Here is an 18,369-nt window from a genome sequence, read left to right as displayed (position 1 = left end):
GGATGTCCTTTTCAGTAATGAGTGGCGGTTTCGGAAGGGCGCGGCGACGCCACGTCGTCCAGCGCGAGGAAAATGTTCTGCGGGAATTCGGCGACGCGGTGCAGCAGGTGCAAGTACCAGTTGGTGCCGTACACCGCCGACACGCGGGTCTTGACCTGGCCAGCGTCCTTGACGGCCTTGATCAACTCGGGACGCACGCCGTGGAGCATCTCCAGCTCGCCACGGCTGGCGATGCCGCTGGTGAGGATCTGCTCGACCAGTTGCGGGTCCTGGGTGGCGAACGCGTAGTTGCTGCTGGCACCGTTGATGCGGTCGAGCAGGCCCAGGTAGCGCTCATCCAACTGCGCACCACGGGGCAAGGCGATGGCAGCCGGCTCGGCGTAGACGCCTTTGACCAGGCGTATTTTGCAGCCGGTACCGAGGATCTCACCCAGGTCATCGGGCGTGCGGTTCAACTGCGCCTGCAGGGTGATGCCCAGGTGGGGAAACCGCGCACTCAGGTGCATGAAGATGTCGAGGATCGAGTCGGTCCACTGGGACCGCTCCATGCTGAGGATCACGCCGACGTCCTTGTCGGCCGCATGGGTGAGGATCTTCGAGCAGTTCTCGATCGCCAGTTCACGGGAAATGATGGTGCCGACGTTGGACAGGTCGAAGCCCAGTTGCGGCGGCTCGTTCAGCGTAGGGTGCAGCGCCATCAGGTCGATCAGCTTGAGGTATTCGTCGGTGGCGGTGGTCACCTCGGCCAGGGTGGTGGCCTCTTCGCCCACGTATTCGACCCCGGTGCGATAGCCTTTGCCTTGCAGGGCAGCGAGCTTGTCGAGCATCTCCAGGCGGTCTTCGGAAATGATGTAGCGCAAGGCGGCCGGGCGCAGGAAATCACGCAGGGTGTCGCTGGCCAGGAACAGGTCGCGGTAGGTCTTGTTGGCCGCAAGCTTTTTCAGGGCCAGGGTCGCCAGCAGGCTGTTGTCTGTGTCGTTCATGGTGTCAAACCCCGTAGGCCTGGTTGAGCATGCGACGGGCGAAGCTCGAGTCGTCGGCATGGTTGGCAATCTTGTGGGCGCGGAACTTGGCCGCGTAGCTGAGCATGGTTTCCTTGTTGGGGCTGTGGCGGTCGCGGGTGAAAATCCCGGCCCACAGGTTGTCCCAGCGGGCGTACTCGGGGTGCGACATCAGCAGCTCGTGGGCCTTGCGCATGTTCCAGTGCGGAATGGCCGGGTGCAGGTGGTGCACCAGGTGGTAGTTGTCGTCGTGGCGGCCGAAGAAGAAGTTCTCCAGTGCGTTGCCCTTGCGGTTGCGGGTCAACAGCAGCTTCTCGGTTTCCGCAGCGGGCAGCGGGTAGTGCTCGGCCAGCTCGATGATCCAGCCCACAGCCACGGCGGTGGTGAACAGCGGCACCAGCCAGAACAGCAGCAACTCGGTGACCACGCCGAAGCTGGCGGCCACGGCGAAGATCGCCGCCCAGTAGGTCCACAGCATGAGGCGTTCGTTGCGGATCTTCTTGTCCGAACCCTGGGCCTTGACGCGGTCCTTGATGATGTAACGGATGTACTGCACGGTGCGGTAGCCGGACAGGGCCAGCAGTACGTTTTTCAGGAAGAACTCACGCTCGCTCTGCTTGACGTCGTACAGCCCGCACTTGAGGTGGAAGTTGTAGTCCGGGTCTTTTTCCGGGTGGCCCAGGTGCACGTGGTGGTTCTTGATGTGCGAGATGCTGTAGGACTGGTGCAGGTGGAAAATCAGATAACCGGAGAGGAAGGTGCCGGAAAACCAGTTGATAAAGCGGTTCTTGGCCAACATCTTGTGCGCCGACTCATGCAGCACGTTCGCCAACGCCCGTTGGGTGGTGCCAATCAGAAACAGCGAAACCGGGTAGAACCAGTAGCTGATCCCCAGGGACAGGTAGATCGCAAACGCGATGATGGCGTAGTCCTTGCCCAGCGCGACGGCCCAGTGATAGTTATCTTTTTTGCATAAGTGCTTGAGCATCCCGAAGGTCTCGCGGGAGATACCCGCGGCGTATTCGCCAGCAGCTTCTTTGTTCTGATCGACCAGCATAATCACTCCATTAATTAAGCGGCACGCTGCAACACCCAACCCGCGCGAGTGGCACTGGACTTCCTGGCTCATTACCGGCTCGGGCATTTTTTTAGGTATTACAGCTAACGTTTTTTTTGCCTGAGCTAGACTCTTCGGCTGCGAAAAAAACTAAAGCACCGCCCTATCGCTAACAAGCTGCCCTTTTAGACAGGTAGGCCCCAATGCCACGCGCACGCGAACGCCCGCCTGCGAAAAATCGCAGGCGGGCGTGGGGTTAACCGGTATGGGTCAGGCTTGTTCGCGGATATAGCCCAGTTGCAGGGCCTTGCGAATGGCAGATTTGCCGTTGGTGACGTCCAGCTTGTCGAAGACGTTTTTCATGTGGAACTTGACCGTGCGCGGGCTCATCGACGTCAGCAGCGCAATTTCGTTGTAGGTCTTGCCCAGGCTGGTCCACGACAGCACTTCGGTTTCGCGGGGGGTGAGCACGGTCTGCTGGGTCAGTGCGGGCGCGCAGCTTTCCAATGCCTCGTCGTACACCGAGACCAGCAGCATCTGCAGCTCGCTTTTGTTGGCCAGCACGGTGTCACGAAACCGTTGCCCTTCGCCGAAACTGCACAGGTTGAGGATCGAGTAAAACCCACGGTTGCCGTGCACGATAAAACTCGCGCCCTCCCCCACCGGCGCGCAGGGCCCGGGCACCGGCACGGCCTCTTCAGCCGGTGTCAGCAGGTTTTCATCGCTCCAGAAGAAGGGTTTTACCCGTTCCTTGGACAGAGAGAGCAACTGGCCACGCTGATAGAAGTCATCGGCCGAGTCCGCTCGCTCCAGGGCGTCGGGGTAGTTGGAGATGATCTCCGCCTCATCCAGCGTCGGCCCGCATTGATAGACCTCAAAGTGCCCAAGCCCCCGTCGGGTCAGCTCGGCATCGAGCAGTTGGCGCACGTCGGCAGGCTGCATGGGCGTGCTGTTATTGGGTTGACCATTGCTTCGCATGAATCTCGTCCCTGATGAGTGACTACGGGTGAGCCTAGCGTTCTGGCCGGGGCGCTTCAATCCCGAAGCTCCCGATTCAGAGTCGACTCACCCAGTAGGAAATATCCCTACACAACAAGAAGAATGAAACATGCCCCAAACGCCTTGTCCAGTGGTTCCCACGGTAAGCCGACCATGGGCAGGACAATCCCTCAGCTCAGACCACCTGTGCGGCAAACACTTCACGGAAACGCTGCATCTGCTGCGCACTGCCAACGGTCACCCGCACCCACTGCGGCCAGTTCTTCCACACCCGCCCGATCAACACGCCGTGCTCGGCCAGCCGCTCGATAACCTGCTCGGCGGGGCGTTTCACGTCGATCATGAAGCAGTTGCTGGCCGACACCGTGCAGGTAAAACCGCGTGCCTTGAACCAGGCGACCGTCTCATCGCGGGCCCGGGCATTGAGCGCCTTGCGTTGGGGCAACAGCTTCACGTCTTCCAGGCTGGCATGGGCACCCAGCAGGCTGGAGCCGGCCGGTACGTTGTCGCCACCGAATACCGCCAGCCGTTCCAGCAGCGCCGGATGGCCAATCGCCACGCCCACACGGGCACCGGCCAGGCCGTAGATTTTCGAGAAGGTGCGCAGCACCAGCAGGTCGTCGTGCTCTTTGACCCAGCTGATGCAACTGGGCGCATCGGAGAAGTCGATATAGGCCTCATCCACCACCAGCACGCTGCCCTTGGGCTTGTTCGCCAGTGCCTCGCGGATGGCGTCGGTGGGGGTCAGGGTGCCGGTGGGGTTGTTGGGGTTGCATACGTAGAGCATGCCGGCTTGGGGGTCAGCAGCCAACATGGCGGGAATGTCGTGGGCGTGCGCAGCGTTGAGGTTCACTTCCTGAACCGGCGCCTTCCAGTTTTCGGCTGCCTGGCGCGGCACTTCATAGGACGGCGTGCCCATCACCAGGCCGCGCGTAGTGCTGGTAAACGCCAGCACGGCATAACGCAGGGCCGCCATCGAGCCGGAAAACACCGCCACCTGGTCTTCGGCAATGCCTTGTTGCTGGGCGAACAGTTCGGCCAGCGCATACATATGGCCATAGGGATACAGCGCAGCGGTGGCGATCCCCCGCTGCATGGCCTCCCGCGCCGCGCCAGAGGGCCCGTAGGGGCTTTCGTTGTAGTTCAGCCGCAGCCTCTCGGCCTTGGCCGGTGGCGGGCTGGCAACCGCCCAATCCAGGCGCCCCAGCAGAGGCAGGGCTGCGCCCACGGTGAGAAGGGACCGGCGACTGACGCTGAACATGGAGCTACTCCTTGTAGGCGGGCGATGAATTCTCACTACTCATTCAGAGGGGTATGACGAGCATTGCCCCAGCTGATTTAACCGGCGCCCAAGAAAAAGCCCCGCGCTTCTCTCGAAGGCGGGGCTTTTTCACTGCAGGACCACTCAGTGAGCGTAGGTCAGCAACAGCTCTTTCGGCACTTGGAAATCCAGGGACATCATCACGCTGAGCGCGGTGATGGTGAAGATCGAAAACACGAACAGCTTGCGCGCCCAGACGGTGTCATCCACCGCCTTGTAGCCGGTCCAGGCCATGTACAACCAGTACATGCCCATGGCAGCCGCGACGGCGAGGTAGCTCATGCCGGCGTAGCCACTGAAGGTCAACATCAAGGTCGCCAGAAGGAAGGCCAGGATGTACAGCAGGATGTGTTTCTTGGCCACCTGAATGCCACGCTTGACCGGCAATACCGGAATCGACGCAGCCAAGTAGTCATTGAAGCGGAAAATCGCAATGGCGTAGGAGTGCGGCATCTGCCACAGGCTGAACATCACCAGTAGCGTCAGCGCGGCCATGTCGAAGCTATTGGTCACAGCCACATAACCAATCACCGGCGGCATCGCCCCCGACAGACTGCCCACCAGCGTGCCGTGAACCGACTTGCGCTTGAGGTACAGGCTGTAGAGGCCGACGTAGATAACAAACCCGATCACGGCAAACAGCGCCGCCAACGGGTTGGCCACCTTGTACAACAGTGCCACACCGGCAACACCCAGGACGGTCGCGTAGACCAGTGCCAGTTTCAGGGAGATAAGGCCCTGGACCAGCACACGGTTCTTGGTGCGTTCCATCTTGATATCGATGTCACGGTCGATGCAGTTGTTGAACACACATCCGGAAGCTACCACCAGGGACGTGCCGATCATTGCAGCCAGGAAGATGGCCAGATCGACATGTCCCTTGGAGGCCAGGAAGAAACCGCCCGCCACAGAAAGCACGTTACCGAAAATGATCCCCGGTTTGGTGATTTGGATAAAGTGCTTAAGCGACATCGGGTCTTACCTCACTTCGCCATCATGAACGTATGGATGCTGAACATGATCCATATCGACAGGCCAACCAGCAGCACGATTACGATGCCTGCGAACACGAAGGCAACCACGTTATCGCGCTGTTCCTTGGAACGGTCCAGGTGCAGGAAGTACACCAGGTGAACCAGAACCTGAATCACCGCGAATGCCAGCACGATCATCAAGGTGACCGACTTTGGCAGGGTCGGGTACATCACCAGACCAAACGGGATGAGCGTCAGGATGACCGACAGGATGAAGCCGATAGCGTAGGACTTAACGCTGCCGTGGCTCGCATCATGGCTGTCATGGTCATGGGAGTGTGCATTAGCCATTACAGAGTCCCCATCAAGTAGACGACGGTGAATACGCAGATCCAGACCACGTCCAGGAAGTGCCAGAACAGGCTCAGGCAAGTCAGGCGAGTCTTGTTGGTGTTGGTCAGGCCGTGTTTATTGACCTGATACATCATCACCGCCATCCACAGCAGGCCAGCCGAAACGTGCAGACCGTGGGTGCCTACCAGCGTGAAGAACGCGGACAGGAAGCCGGAACGGTGCGGGCCGTAGCCTTCGGAGATCAGCAGGTGGAACTCGTTGATCTCCATGCCGATGAAGCCCAGGCCGAACAGGAAGGTCAGTGCCAACCAGCTCAGAACGCCTTTCTTGTTGCCCTTGTAGAAGGCCAACATGGCGAAGCCGTAGGTGATCGAACTGAACAACAGCAAGGCGGTTTCGCCGAGCACGTAAGGCAGTTCGAAGATGTCGTGGCCCGACGGGCCACCCGCTACGTTGTTTACCAGTACCGCGTACACCGCGAAGATCGACGCAAACAAGATGCAGTCGGTCATCAGGTAGAGCCAGAAACCGAAAACGGTCATTGGCCCCGAGTCGTGGTGATGGTCATCGTGCCCATGGTCATCGACATGGGCGTGTCCAGCATTGGTCACTAAGTTCGACATGGTTTAAGCCTGTTCCAACGAGGTTTCTACACGGTTGGCCGGAATCTTCTTCTCGGCTACCAGGCGAGCGTGCTGCTCGGCTTCGATGCGCTCGATCGTCTCGACCGGCACCATGTAGCCTTGATCATCACGGGCAGCGTGAATGATGAAGTAACCGATAGTGCCCACCAGGCTCACGATCGCCAGCCACCAGATGTGCCAGATCATCGCGAAACCGAATACGGTCAGCAGGCCGCCCATCACCACGCCAGTGGCGGTGTTGTTTGGCATGTGGATCGGCTCGTAGTGCTTCGGACGCTGGTACGCAGTACCGTCTTCCTTGGCTTCGGTGAACGCATCAATGGTGTTCGCAGTAGGGATCACGGCGAAGTTGTAGAACGGCGGTGGCGACGAAGTCGACCATTCCAGGGTGTGGCCATTCCATGGGTCGCCGGAGTCGCAAGCGTTCTGCTTACGGTCACGGACGCTCACGTACAGCTGGATCAGCTGGCAGGCAATACCCACAGCGATCATCACCGCACCGAACATGGCGACGTACAGGTACGGCACCCACTCAGGGTTGGTCGTGGCGTTCAGACGACGGGTCATGCCCATGAAGCCCAATGCGTAGAGCGGCATGAACGCGACGAAGAAGCCCGAGATCCAGAACCAGAATGCAGCCTTGCCCCAACCTTCGTGCAGCTTGAAGCCGAACGCTTTCGGGAAGTAGAAGCTGAAACCAGCGATGTAACCGAATACAGCACCACCAATGATCACGTTGTGGAAGTGAGCGATCACGAACAGGCTGTTGTGCAGGACGAAGTCAGCACCCGGGATGGCCAGCAGTACGCCGGTCATGCCGCCGATGGCGAAGGTCACCATGAAGCCCAGGGTCCACAGAACCTGGCTGGTGATACGCAGACGGCCGTGGTAGATGGTGAACAGCCAGTTGAATAGCTTCACCCCCGTCGGGATGGAAATCAGCATCGTTGCCAGGCCGAAGAAGGCGTTGACGCTGGCACCCGAACCCATGGTGAAGAAGTGGTGCAGCCACACCATGAAGCCCAGTACAGAAATTGCGCCCGATGCGTAGACCATCGAGTGGTGACCGAACAGGCGCTTGCCGGTAAAGGTCGAGATCACTTCAGAGAAGATACCGAACGCTGGCAGGATCAGGATGTACACCTCAGGGTGACCCCATGCCCAGAACAGGTTCACGTACATCATTGGATTGCCACCAAGTTCGTTGGTGAAAATGTGGAAATCCAGGTAACGGTCAAGCGACAGCAGCGCCATGGTAGCGGCCAGGATCGGGAACGAAGCCACGATCAGGACGTTGGCCCAGGTGCAGGTCCAGGTGAAGATCGGCATGTCCATCAGTTTCATGCCAGGGGCGCGCATTTTCAGCACGGTGGCCAGGAAGTTGACCCCCGTTAGCGTCGTCCCGAGCCCTGATAACTGTAGCGCCCAGATGTAGTAGTCCACACCCACGCCCGGACTGTACTGAATGCCCGACAGTGGCGGATACGCAACCCAACCGGTCTTGGCGAATTCGCCGACGCCCAGGGAAACGTTGATCAGCACAACGCCGGAAACCAGCAGCCAGAAGCTCAGGGAGTTCAGGAACGGGTAGGCAACGTCACGGGCACCGATCTGCAGCGGCAAGGCAAGGTTCATCAGGCCGGTGAAGAATGGCATCGCCATGAAGATGATCATGATCACACCGTGAGCGGTGAAGATCTGGTCATAGTGTTCAGGTGGCAGGTAGCCAGGCGAACCCTCGGTGGCCATGGCCAGCTGGGTACGCATCATGATGGCGTCGGCAAAACCACGCAGCAGCATGACCATGGCAACGATGACGTACATGACGCCGATTTTCTTGTGGTCGACCGACGTCAACCACTCGGTCCACAGGTAGGACCATTTCTTGAAATAGGTGATACCTGCTACGAGCGCCAGACCACCCAGCGCGATCATGGCGATAGTCACCATTACGATCGGCTCGTGGAACGGGACCGCATCCCAACTTAATTTACCAAACATCGTTTACTCCTCTGCCCCAGCAGTTGAATGCGCGCCCGTTTCAGAACCTTCAACCGCGGCCACTTCTTTCTTCTCGTGCTTGACCGGCTTGCCTGGCTTCATACCTTCGTACTTGTCGACGATTTTCTGAAACAGGTTCGGCTCGTACGTGGAGTACAGGGCGACTGGGTTGTTCTGGCTTGGTTTGGTCAGGGCATCGTATTCAGCTTGATCAAGCTGTTTAGGTGCGGCCTTGACTTCGGCTACCCAGGCGTTGAAATCGTCCTGGCTCGTCGAGATCGCTTTGAATTTCATGCCGGTGAAGCCAGCGCCGCTGTAGTTAGCGGAGATGCCTTCCATTTCAGCTTTTTCGTTGGCGATCAGGTGCAGGCGAGTCTGCATGCCTGCCATCGCGTAGATCTGACCGCCCAGGGCTGGGATGAAGAACGAGTTCATCACGGCGTCGGAGGTGATCCGGAAGTTAAGCGGGGTGTTCTCTGGGAACTTGATCTCGTTGACCGTGGCGATACCCAGATCCGGGTAGATGAACAGCCACTTCCAGTCCAGCGCGACCACTTCGATGTTGATCGGCTTGACGTCGGATTCCAGCGGACGGTACGGGTCCAGCTCGTGGGTCGACTTATAGGTGATGTAACCCAGGGCGATGATGATGAGGACCGGTACCAGCCACACCGCGATTTCAATCTTGGTGGAGTGCGACCACTTGGGCGCGTAGGTGGCGCTGGTGTTCGACGCGCGGTATTTCCAGGCGAAGGCGAAGGTCATGATGATCACAGGGACCACGACCAGCAGCATCAGCAGAGTAGCGGTGATGATCAGGTTGCGTTGATCCAGACCGATCTGTCCTTTTGGGTCCATCAAGGTCCACTTGCAGCCTCCGAGCATTAACATCATGCCAAGCAGCGGCAAAAAGCCTAGTAATCGGGGGTACCTGTTTTTACTCATCTCACGACCTCTAAAGCAGCTTGCGCAATGCAGTTGGGTTTTGATCGCCAACACTTCACCCTGCCAAGGGTTGGCATTTCTCTTCGATTGAATAAGAGCCTGCCCGCTACGCCATAACGGAGCGTTTCACGGACCTGCGGTGAGTTCTTATTCGATTTCGTGGTTAAAGGCCTTGTTACAGACCAATTCCATTTGGTGCGGATAGTTGAAAGGCTGCCGGAACCTGGGGTCGCACAGAGCCATCCATCTGCCCCTCGACCGCTCCAATGCTCAAATATTGAACAGCACCGGACATTCAGTGCGGGCGATTGTAGTTAGCTAGCGATGTATAAACCATGTCTTATAAAGAAATAATTTTTATCGATTACAGCAATAATCCTTCACCATTATTGCAACGGTTCGCGATCTTATCGCGTTCGATTCTCAACAAAAACCACAAAAATTGCCGTGTTATTCGATAAACCGTCACATCCCTTACACGCTGTAAGGGCATGCAAAACGGATCCAACCCCCCATAAAACAAGGCATTCGGACATCACCGAACGGCTCGCACGACAGGTGTTTCGCGGGATCGTTCAAACGACGAACTGACAGCACAAATCACGCGTCCGAGGCAAATTTAATGGGTTACGCGCGGGGTCAGAAACGTCCTGCGACAGGTTCCGTGTGACAACATGTCGCACGCTGCGCGCACCTGAAATTGCTCCTCGTCACGGCAGTTTCACAAAATCCCTACAAAGCAAAACGCCCCGGTCTCCCATCAGGAGAACCGGGGCGTTTTGCATAACCGACTCAGGCGTTGCGTTGGCGATTACGGTAGATGCCCAGCGGCACCAGGATCACCGTCAGCACGAAAGCCACCAGCGCCCATTGGGCCAGGGACAGGCCGAGGATCGGTGGGTACGGCGTGCTGCAGAAGCCATCCACCTGGAACCCCAAAGGGAACACCTTGGCCAGGGGCAGCTCATCGACAATCGGCTGTAGCACATCCACGCCGCAGCTGACCTCAGGGAAGAACTGGGTGTACACATGGTGACCGGCCGCCGCGACACCGCCCAGGGCGCTGAGGATCACCAGCCCTTCGAACAGCGTGACCGCGCCCTTGGTGCGCATGGCCGCGCCGATAAACGCGAACACGGCGATCAGCAGCAACGCATAGCGCTGCAGGATACACAGCGGGCAAGGCGCCTCGCCCAACACCACCTGCATGTACAACGCACCGCCGATCAGCGCCAGGCAGATGATGCCCAGCAACACCAGAAAGCGCCGCTCCCTGCCTAAACGCAATTCGTCACTCATCCCCGTATCCTTTTGTTTGGTTGTGCCAATGGCCGCAAGTTTACACACAGAGAGTGGTTTAAACAGAAGGGGGTTAACGGGGGATTAATCGGGGAAAATGTTGTGGCTGTGCGGACGCCATCGCGGGCAAGCCCGGCTCCCACATTCGATCTCGGTCTAATGTGGGAGCCGGGCTTGCCCGCGATGATGCCGATGCGATTTACGCCGAAACCTTATTCCAGTGCCGCTGCCGGGCCAAAGAATTCATAGCGGCTTTGTTTTTCCGGTACACCCAACGCCTTGAGGTGACGCTTGACCGCGCCCATGAAACCTTTAGGCCCCAGGAAGTACGCATCCACATCACGCTGCTCCGGCAACCACGCGGCCAGTTGCTCCTGGGTCAGCATGCCCACCTTGTCTGCCGCAGGGCTCACGCCATCGTCCTCGGCATAGCAGTAGAAGCGCTTGAGTTGCGGGTGCTTGGCGGCCAGGCCGTCCACCCAGTCACGGAACGCATGCACCCCGCCGTTACGCGCGCAGTGGATAAAGTGCACCGGGCGCTCGGTGGCCAGGGCCGCTTCGAGCATCGGCAATGTCGGCGTGATGCCGACCCCGCCGCTGATCAGCACCAGCGGTTTGTCGCTGGCCGCCAGGGTGAACTCGCCCGAAGGCGGGAACAGGTCGATAGTCGCACCGACGTGCATCTGGTCATGCAGGTAGTTGGACACCCGCCCACCGGCTTCACGTTTGACGCTGATGCGGTACAGGCCCGCATCGCTCAGGGCCGAGAGGGAATAGTTGCGGCGCACTTCTTCGCCATCGAGCACCAGCTTCATGCCGATGTATTGGCCAGGCGCAGCCGCCAGGATCGGGCCGTTGTCCACCGGGGCAAAATAGAAGGAGATGATTTCGTCGCTCTCCTCCACACGCTTGACCAGGATGAACGGCCGCGCACCGCGCCAGCCGCCCGGGGCTTGGGCTTTCTCGTCATAGATGGCCGCTTCGGCACCGATCAGGATGTCGGCCAGCTGGCCATAGGCGGCGCCCCAGGCACTCATCACCTCAGGCGTGGCGATCTCGCTGCCCAGCACTTCGGAAATTGCACGCAGCAGGCAGGCGCCCACGATCGGGTAGTGCTCCGGCAGAATCTGCAGGGCCACGTGCTTGTTGATGATCTTGGCGACGAGGTCGCCCAACTGGTCCAGTTGGTCGATGTGCCGTGCGTACATCAGCACGCCGTTGGCCAAGGCACGCGGCTGGTCGCCACTGGCCTGGTGGGCCTGGTTGAACAGCGGGCGAACCTCCGGGTACTCGGAGAGCATCATGCGGTAGAAATGGGTGATCAGCGCTTCGCCGCCGCTTTCCAGCAGGGGCACAGTGGATTTGACGATGGCACGGTCTTGGGCACTAAGCATGGCAGACTCCTGGGTCTTTTGACTGATTGCCTTTACTTACTCAGTATTCGTGCCAACTTATTAATCCTTATATTTCAATGGCTTGAATAAAAAATAGTCATTTTGACTTCCTACACCTTATAGTCATAAGGACTACAAGGAGTCATTATGACTGCACATTCCCTGCTCACCACCCTGCTCCCCCTGGTCGCCGACCTGTCCCGCGATCTGCCCGAGAGCGAGCGCTACCGCCGCCTGCTGCAGGCCATGCGCGCCCTGCTGCCCTGCGATGCCGCCGCGTTGCTGCGCCTGGACGGCGAGTGGCTGGTACCGCTGGCGGTGGATGGCTTGAGCGCCGACACCCTGGGCCGACGCTTCAAGGTCAGTGAGCACCCGCGCTTCGAGGTGCTGCTGAGCAGCCCCGGTCCGACCCGCTTTGACAGTGACAGCCAACTGCCCGACCCCTACGACGGTCTGGTGGACGGCATTCACGGCCACCTGGAAGTCCACGATTGCATGGGCTGTCCGCTGTTTGTCGACGACCGGCCGTGGGGCCTGCTGACCCTGGACGCCCTCGATACCGAGCGTTTCGAACGGGTCGAGTTGGACGCCCTGCAGGCCTTCGCCAGTCTGGCGGCGGCCACGGTGAATGTCGCCGAGCGCATCGAGCGCCTGGCCCTGCGTGCCGAAGATGAACACCAGCGCGCCGAGATCTACCGCCAGGCCAGCGGCCAGCAGCACAAGGAAATGATCGGCCAGAGCAAGGCCCACAAGCGCCTGGTCGAAGAAATCAAACTGGTGGGCGGCAGCGACCTGACGGTGCTGATCACCGGCGAAACCGGTGTGGGCAAAGAATTGGTGGCGCAGGCGATCCACGCCGCGTCCGCGCGCGCCGACAAACCCTTGATCAGCCTTAACTGCGCCGCTCTGCCGGAAACCCTGGTCGAGAGCGAACTGTTCGGCCATGTGCGCGGTGCGTTTACCGGCGCGCTGAACGAGCGCCGTGGCAAATTCGAGCTGGCCAATGGCGGCACGCTGTTCCTGGACGAAGTGGGCGAATTGTCCCTGACCGTGCAGGCCAAGCTGTTGCGCGTGCTGCAAAGCGGCCAATTGCAGCGCCTGGGATCGGACAAGGAGCACCAGGTGGATGTGCGCCTGATCGCTGCCACCAACCGCGACCTCGCCGAAGAAGTGCGCAACGGCCGCTATCGCGCCGATTTCTACCACCGCCTGAGCGTGTACCCGTTGCAAGTGCCGGCGCTGCGCGAGCGTGGCCGTGATGTGTTGTTGCTGGCGGGTTACTTCCTCGAACAAAACCGCTCGCGTATGGGCCTGGGCAGCCTGCGCCTGACCAGCGATGCCCAGGCGGCGCTGCTGGCCTACAACTGGCCAGGTAACGTGCGGGAGCTGGAACATTTGATTGGCCGCAGCGCCCTCAAGGCCCTGGGCAATTGCCGCGAGCGTCCGAAGATTCTCAGCCTGAGCGCCCAGGACCTCGACCTGCCCGACGTCAGCGCGCCGCCTGCAATAGAAGCCGCGGCCGAAACAGCGCCCGTGGTCAGCGGCGACCTGCGCCAGGCCACCGAGCAGTACCAGCGCCAGGTGATCAGCGCCTGCCTGGAACGCCATCAGCACAACTGGGCCAGCGCCGCCCGCGAACTGGGGCTGGACCGCGCCAACCTCGGCCGCATGGCCAAGCGCCTGGGCCTCAAATAAACACCACAACGCGGATCATATGTGGCGGCTGGCTTGTGTGGGAGCTGGCTTGCCTGCGATGCAAGCACCTCGGTCTCTCAGTTGCACCCAGGTGACGCTATCGCAGGCAAGCCAGCTCCCACAGGTTTAAACCGGCTTAGCTTCGAAGGCCGGGCTCACAGGCTTGGGTTTACGAAACACCAACACATTCCCCAGCATCACCAGCACCAACCCCGCCAGGGCCGGAGCGGTCCACTGATAGCCCTCGGCAAACGCCGAGACGTTCAGCGCCACCACCGGGAACAACACCGTGCAATACGCCGCACGCTCCGGCCCCATGCGCCCGACCAGGGTGAGGTAGGCGGTAAAGCCGATCACCGAGCCCGGGATCACCAGGTACCACAGGGCGCCGATGTAACGCGCACTCCAATCCATGTCGAACGGGATGCCGCGCACCGCGCAGTAGGTCGCCAGCATCACCGAACCGTAGGCCATGCCCCAGGCGTTGGTGGTCAGCGGCTTGAGCCCGGCTTTCTGTTGCAGGCTCGAGAGCATGTTGCCCGCCGAGAAACACATCGTGCCGAGCAACGCCAGGCCCAACCCCAGCAAGGTCTGCGGGCTGGCGGTATGCCCGACCAGTTCCGGCCAGAACAAGAAGCCCAGCCCCAACAAGCCCAGCGCGCCGCCCATCAATACGTTGCGCGCGACGCGTTGGCCAAAGAACACCCGGGCATTCAGCGCGTTCCACAGCGTGGCGGTGGAAAACACCACGGCCACCAGGCCGCTGGGGATCCACTGGCTGGCGGTGAGAAAGCACATGAAGTTCACGCAGAACAGGCACAAGCCCTGGGCCAGGCAAATCAAATGCCCGCGCCGGTTCATCACCTGCAACTTGCGGCTGAGCAACAGCAGCACAAACAGCACCAGGGCCGCCAGGCCAAAGCGGTAGACGATCGACACGGGAATCGCCACGACGCCCAATTGCCATTTGAGGGCGATCCAGGTGGTGCCCCAGATCAACACGGTGAGTACATACAGGAAAAGGTTCATGGTGGGCTCCGGTGATTGAGCCACAGTGTCCCTCGCAGCCAGCCCCGATCTCTTGCACATTCTTGCGCTTTTGTCGGCTGGCAGGATCACAGCAGCCGCTGTGCAGAGTAGGATGCAAGGCGTCGGAGAATACACACCATGCCTGATCTGCAATCCCTGCAAGTCTTTCAAGCCCTCAACCGCTCGCCCCACGCCCGCCTCGAGGCCTGCGCCGAGCTGGGTGACGGCTTGTCTGCAGCCTTGTGGAGTAACCATCACGACTCCCAGGATTACCAGGCGCCTGGGCACCACACCCTGTCGTGCTACATCGGTGGCGGCACCGGTACCTTTCGTCGCGATCAGCCGGGCACCAAGGGCGGCCCCGACAAGCTGTGCATCCTGCCGGCTGAACACCGTTCAGCCTGGGTGATCAACGGCGAGATCCGCCTGGCCCACGTGTATTTCAGCCCGGAGCAATTTGCCCTCGGCTGCGTCACCCTGCTCGACCGCGAACCCCGTGAGCTGCAATTGCGCGAAAGCACTTTTCTTGAAGACGCGCGCCAGGCCCAACGTTTTCACCAACTGATTGCGCTCAACTGGCAGGAACCGGCCGAGCGCTTGCTGACCAGCAGCCTGGCCCATGAAATGCTCAGCCACACCTTGCTCAGCCAGGTGGGCGCACGTGAAGGGCTGCGTTTGAAAGGCGGGCTGGCCGCACACCAGCGGCGGCTGTTGGTGGACTACGTCGAGCATCACCTGGAAGAGCCGATCAGCCTCGGCCAATTGGCGGGCCTGTGCGCGCTATCGGAATACCACTTTGCGCGGATGTTCCGCCAAAGCTTCGGCCTGCCACCCCATCAATACCTGCTGGCACGTCGCCTGGCCCGCGCACAGGCCTTGCTGCGCGGCGGCACCCTGCCGCTGGGCGAGATCGCCTGGTTGTGCGGTTTCTCCAGCGCCAGCCACTTCACCCACCGTTTCCGCCAGGCCATGGGCGCGACGCCCGGGGAATACCGCCAGGCGTTCGCTTAACCTTCAACCGCCCATCAAGCCCAATGTCTTGGCCTTGGCCACCGCTTGCGTGCGACGTTCCACGCCCAGCTTGCTGTGGATACGCCGTGCGTGGGTCTTCACGGTGTGCAGGGAGATAAACAAGCGGTCGGCGATTTCCAGGTTGGAGTTGCCCAGGGCAATCAACTGCAGCACTTCCAGCTCACGCTGGCTCAACGGGTTGTCCACCGCACCGGCGGGCGACGCCTGTGGCTCCAGGCCCAACTCACTCAGCAGCCCAGGCGAACGCAGGCGCAACTCGCGGATGGCTTGCTGCACCTGGCAACGCCCCGCCAATTCCAAGCCCGCGCGCAAGGCTGTACGGGCCAGGGCCGGGTCACCCAGTTGCCACGCCACTTCGCCCAACACCAATTGCACCTCGGTTTCCAGGCACAGCATGCCGCGTTCGCGGGTGGCGTCGAGCAAGGCAGTGAGTCGTGGGATCGGTTGTTCGGCGCAGCCCAGTTTGACCTCGGCCAACACCAGCAGGTATTCCAGGCGCGGGATCAACTCCAGCGTGGCCGGTGGCGCCTGGCGGGCGTTTGGCCCACGGAAGTGACGCAACACCCGGCGAACCGCTTCCACCGTCAATTCGGCGCGGCCTTGCTGCAGCCAGAAATGCCCGCTGACCAACAGCAACACGGCGCGATACACCGTGTCGGGTACATGACGCTGTTGCATCAAGCGCTCGGCCTCACGCAACTGGATAAACGCCTGGGCGTAATCGCCGCGGTTCGCCGCCAGCAACGCCAACCCGAGAAACCCGTACAGCACGCGCTTGTCCTGGCTGTGCAGGCACATCTTCAAACCCGCGTCGAAACACTCGGCCGCCACTTCATCCTGGCCTTGGCGCAACGCCAGATGCCCGCGCCGCAACGCAATACGCCCCACCAGCGGGCCGGCCTTCAGCCGCTGCGCAAGCAACCTCGCCTGCACCTGTTCAAGCAGGCTTTGCGCCCGGTACGGCGCACCGCGTTGTTCCAGCAATTGCGCGTGATCCAGTTCGAGCAGAGCCTCCAGCAACAGCGAACCGTGGGCACGCGCCAGGCACAACGCTTCGCGGCTCAAGGCTTGGGCCGTATCCAGCTCGCCGCGCAGCAACGCTTGCTGGGTCAGCCCGGACAGGCACATCAGGCGCGAAGTCCACGCACTGTCGGGCAAGGCTTGCAGCGCCTCCAGGAAGTGCTCGCGGGAGCGCTCGGCATCGCCGCCCAGGTGCAACAACCAGCCCCACTGCGCCTGCCAGCGCGCGAGCAGGTAACGTTGCTGGGCCGCCGTCGGTTGCGGCGCAAAGCGCGCCAGTTGATCGATGCATTGCGCGGCCTGTTCAAAGCGCCCGGCAAACAGCAGCGCGGCCGTGACCAAGCCCACCAATTGCGCCGAGCCGAGCATCAATTCATCGCCATGCTGCTCGTGCAAGCGCAACAGCAACGCGGCGTTCTGCTGGCGGAACAGGTCTTCGAAACTGAAGTGCTGCAACAGGCTCACGGCCACTTCGTATTCTTCAGCGAGCAGCGCCTGTTCGAAGGCGGCCTGCCAGTCCTGCTCGGCGGTGAACCACTGGCAGGCCCGTCGGTGCCAGGAACGTTTGGCCGACCAGGGTTCCTCGCTAAGCAATCGGGCAAGCGGTGGGAAGACCTGAAGCCAGTCAGTGTCCTCCCACGGCTGGATGAACGCGCCAAGCGCCTGTAAATCGCGCAGGTAGTGGTCACCGTCACCAAAGCCGAACAAGTGCTCGCACAGCCCCGCATTGAAGCGCGGCAGATGGGCGAGCACGCGCCAGGCCTCCGCCAGCTCGGCCGGCAAGGTGCCAAACAGTTCGTGTTGCAGGTAGTCGAGCAAGGTCTTTTCAGGGTGGCCATCGCCCAGCAAGGCGATGCGCACGCCCGCGCACCAGCCGCCGCTGAACTGCATGACACGCTCAACCGACTGCCCTGGCGCATGCCGCAGCAGTGACTGGACCTCTGCCGGGTTGAATGCCAGTTCGGCGCTGCACTCCAGCAACTCATCGTCGAGCAGCAAGCGTGGCCAGTTGCACAACGGCCGTCGGCGCGCACCCAGCCACCACGTCAGCGTGGGGCTGCTGGCGGTGAGCAGGCGGTCGAGCAAGGCGTCGGTGTCTGGCGTAGGCAGTCGGCAGAAATCATCGAGGAATATCCACGCCGGGGTTTGCCAGCGGGAGAGGTCCAGCAACAGCGTGGCTTCATCGGTGAACGCCAGACCCAGGTTTTGCGCCAGCCGCTGGCACAGATCGAGGGGGCTCAAGGCCACGCCATTGAGTGGCAGCCAGTGCACCTGGCACCCCGTGGGCGCCTGCAAGGCGCATTCGGCGAGCAACGCACTTTTGCCGCTGCCACCGGGCGCGCAGAGCAATTTCACGCGCACCTGCGCCGCCAGCAACGGTTCGGCCAGGCGCGGGCGCAATAAATGGTGGGAGGACAGCCGTGGCATGAATCCAGGACGGTCCAGGCAGCGTGTCATGGCGGTCATTGCTGCATCCTGCTTTTTTATTGTTATGCAACCTGGCGCCTACCCTAGTCCTGTGGTCGGCGGTTGTTGAAGAAGTATTCAGCGAACTGATTTCAAGCCATGCATAAAACCGACTGTGGGAGCTGGCTTGCCTGCGA

15 protein-coding genes and 1 pseudogene are annotated in these 18,369 nt (G+C 60.8%); 3 read left to right on the top strand and 13 right to left on the bottom strand.

What is annotated here, in order from left to right:
• Positions 1 to 11 precede the first annotated feature (11 nt).
• From HX792_RS15890 to cyoA, 9 genes are all read right to left on the bottom strand, one after another.
• The gene (locus tag HX792_RS15890; protein ID WP_176996981.1) at positions 12 to 983 is read right to left on the bottom strand and encodes a proline dehydrogenase family protein; all 972 of its coding nucleotides are present in this window, start codon (positions 981 to 983) and stop codon (positions 12 to 14) included.
• Positions 984 to 987: 4 nt separating this feature from the next.
• Positions 988 to 2,058, bottom strand: a complete 1,071-nt coding sequence (locus tag HX792_RS15885) for a fatty acid desaturase family protein (RefSeq protein WP_176996980.1) — start codon at positions 2,056 to 2,058, stop codon at positions 988 to 990.
• Between the two features lie 270 nt (positions 2,059 to 2,328).
• The gene (locus HX792_RS15880) at positions 2,329 to 3,036 is read right to left on the bottom strand and encodes a LuxR family transcriptional regulator (RefSeq protein ID WP_176996979.1); all 708 of its coding nucleotides are present in this window, start codon (positions 3,034 to 3,036) and stop codon (positions 2,329 to 2,331) included.
• A gap of 196 nt (positions 3,037 to 3,232) precedes the next feature.
• On the bottom strand, positions 3,233 to 4,318 hold the full coding sequence (locus HX792_RS15875) for a pyridoxal phosphate-dependent aminotransferase (RefSeq protein WP_176996978.1): 1,086 nt from the start codon (positions 4,316 to 4,318) through the stop codon (positions 3,233 to 3,235).
• A gap of 144 nt (positions 4,319 to 4,462) precedes the next feature.
• On the bottom strand, positions 4,463 to 5,350 hold the full coding sequence (gene cyoE / locus HX792_RS15870) for a heme o synthase (protein ID WP_060754363.1): 888 nt from the start codon (positions 5,348 to 5,350) through the stop codon (positions 4,463 to 4,465).
• Positions 5,351 to 5,361: 11 nt separating this feature from the next.
• Positions 5,362 to 5,703 carry a cytochrome o ubiquinol oxidase subunit IV gene (cyoD, locus tag HX792_RS15865; protein WP_176996977.1) on the bottom strand — a complete coding sequence of 114 codons (342 nt, stop codon included), beginning with the start codon at positions 5,701 to 5,703 and terminating at the stop codon, positions 5,362 to 5,364.
• Complete coding sequence (locus tag HX792_RS15860; protein ID WP_058426759.1) at positions 5,703 to 6,329, bottom strand: cytochrome o ubiquinol oxidase subunit III; 627 nt, start codon at positions 6,327 to 6,329, stop codon at positions 5,703 to 5,705. The genes cyoD and HX792_RS15860 overlap by 1 nt, the downstream gene beginning before the upstream one ends.
• 3 nt (positions 6,330 to 6,332) lie before the next feature.
• The gene (cyoB, locus tag HX792_RS15855; protein WP_176996976.1) at positions 6,333 to 8,351 is read right to left on the bottom strand and encodes a cytochrome o ubiquinol oxidase subunit I; all 2,019 of its coding nucleotides are present in this window, start codon (positions 8,349 to 8,351) and stop codon (positions 6,333 to 6,335) included.
• 3 nt (positions 8,352 to 8,354) lie between these two features.
• On the bottom strand, positions 8,355 to 9,296 hold the full coding sequence (gene cyoA, locus HX792_RS15850) for a ubiquinol oxidase subunit II (protein WP_176996975.1): 942 nt from the start codon (positions 9,294 to 9,296) through the stop codon (positions 8,355 to 8,357).
• Between the two features lie 27 nt (positions 9,297 to 9,323).
• Between cyoA and HX792_RS30640 the strand changes: the two are divergent.
• Positions 9,324 to 9,614 (top strand): annotated as a pseudogene (locus HX792_RS30640) (hypothetical protein).
• Between the two features lie 474 nt (positions 9,615 to 10,088).
• Here the strand turns inward: HX792_RS30640 and HX792_RS15845 are convergent.
• Positions 10,089 to 10,595: a disulfide bond formation protein B gene (locus HX792_RS15845; RefSeq protein ID WP_176996974.1), complete on the bottom strand. Its 507-nt coding sequence runs from the start codon at positions 10,593 to 10,595 to the stop codon at positions 10,089 to 10,091.
• Positions 10,596 to 10,807: 212 nt separating this feature from the next.
• Positions 10,808 to 11,989 carry an NO-inducible flavohemoprotein gene (gene hmpA, locus HX792_RS15840; RefSeq protein WP_176996973.1) on the bottom strand — a complete coding sequence of 394 codons (1,182 nt, stop codon included), beginning with the start codon at positions 11,987 to 11,989 and terminating at the stop codon, positions 10,808 to 10,810.
• Between the two features lie 147 nt (positions 11,990 to 12,136).
• On the opposite strand from hmpA, the gene norR reads away from it, so the two are divergent.
• The gene (gene norR / locus HX792_RS15835; RefSeq protein ID WP_176996972.1) at positions 12,137 to 13,684 is read left to right on the top strand and encodes a nitric oxide reductase transcriptional regulator NorR; all 1,548 of its coding nucleotides are present in this window, start codon (positions 12,137 to 12,139) and stop codon (positions 13,682 to 13,684) included.
• A gap of 126 nt (positions 13,685 to 13,810) precedes the next feature.
• On the opposite strand, the gene HX792_RS15830 is transcribed toward norR, so the two are convergent.
• Positions 13,811 to 14,713, bottom strand: coding sequence for a DMT family transporter (locus HX792_RS15830; RefSeq protein ID WP_176996971.1), 903 nt, complete (start codon positions 14,711 to 14,713; stop codon positions 13,811 to 13,813).
• A 138-nt stretch (positions 14,714 to 14,851) separates the two neighbouring features.
• Between HX792_RS15830 and HX792_RS15825 the strand changes: the two genes are divergently transcribed.
• Positions 14,852 to 15,724 (top strand): helix-turn-helix domain-containing protein, encoded by an 873-nt coding sequence (locus HX792_RS15825; protein WP_176996970.1) that lies wholly within the window; start codon positions 14,852 to 14,854, stop codon positions 15,722 to 15,724.
• A 3-nt stretch (positions 15,725 to 15,727) separates the two neighbouring features.
• On the opposite strand, the gene HX792_RS15820 is transcribed toward HX792_RS15825, so the two are convergent.
• Entirely contained in the window at positions 15,728 to 18,232 is a 2,505-nt protein-coding gene (locus tag HX792_RS15820; RefSeq protein WP_176996969.1) for a LuxR C-terminal-related transcriptional regulator, read from the bottom strand.
• Positions 18,233 to 18,369: the final 137 nt, after the last annotated feature.

Origin of the sequence: Pseudomonas sp. B6002 (assembly GCF_013385985.1) — a bacterium.
Lineage (GTDB): Bacteria > Pseudomonadota > Gammaproteobacteria > Pseudomonadales > Pseudomonadaceae > Aquipseudomonas.
This window is presented reverse-complemented; position numbering and strand designations above follow the sequence as displayed.

Coding starts and splice junctions, on each gene's coding strand:
- HX792_RS15890 (WP_176996981.1), bottom strand. CDS start 983: ATGAACGACACAGACAACAGCCTGCTGGCGACCCTGGCCCTGAAAAAG.
- HX792_RS15875 (WP_176996978.1), bottom strand. CDS start 4,318: ATGTTCAGCGTCAGTCGCCGGTCCCTTCTCACCGTGGGCGCAGCCCTG.
- HX792_RS15860 (WP_058426759.1), bottom strand. CDS start 6,329: ATGTCGAACTTAGTGACCAATGCTGGACACGCCCATGTCGATGACCAT.
- hmpA (WP_176996973.1), bottom strand. CDS start 11,989: ATGCTTAGTGCCCAAGACCGTGCCATCGTCAAATCCACTGTGCCCCTG.
- cyoE (WP_060754363.1), bottom strand. CDS start 5,350: ATGTCGCTTAAGCACTTTATCCAAATCACCAAACCGGGGATCATTTTC.
- HX792_RS15820 (WP_176996969.1), bottom strand. CDS start 18,232: ATGACCGCCATGACACGCTGCCTGGACCGTCCTGGATTCATGCCACGG.
- HX792_RS15880 (WP_176996979.1), bottom strand. CDS start 3,036: ATGCGAAGCAATGGTCAACCCAATAACAGCACGCCCATGCAGCCTGCC.
- norR (WP_176996972.1), top strand. CDS start 12,137: ATGACTGCACATTCCCTGCTCACCACCCTGCTCCCCCTGGTCGCCGAC.
- HX792_RS15845 (WP_176996974.1), bottom strand. CDS start 10,595: ATGAGTGACGAATTGCGTTTAGGCAGGGAGCGGCGCTTTCTGGTGTTG.
- HX792_RS15825 (WP_176996970.1), top strand. CDS start 14,852: ATGCCTGATCTGCAATCCCTGCAAGTCTTTCAAGCCCTCAACCGCTCG.
- HX792_RS15885 (WP_176996980.1), bottom strand. CDS start 2,058: ATGCTGGTCGATCAGAACAAAGAAGCTGCTGGCGAATACGCCGCGGGT.
- cyoD (WP_176996977.1), bottom strand. CDS start 5,703: ATGGCTAATGCACACTCCCATGACCATGACAGCCATGATGCGAGCCAC.
- HX792_RS15830 (WP_176996971.1), bottom strand. CDS start 14,713: ATGAACCTTTTCCTGTATGTACTCACCGTGTTGATCTGGGGCACCACC.
- cyoB (WP_176996976.1), bottom strand. CDS start 8,351: ATGTTTGGTAAATTAAGTTGGGATGCGGTCCCGTTCCACGAGCCGATC.
- cyoA (WP_176996975.1), bottom strand. CDS start 9,296: ATGAGTAAAAACAGGTACCCCCGATTACTAGGCTTTTTGCCGCTGCTT.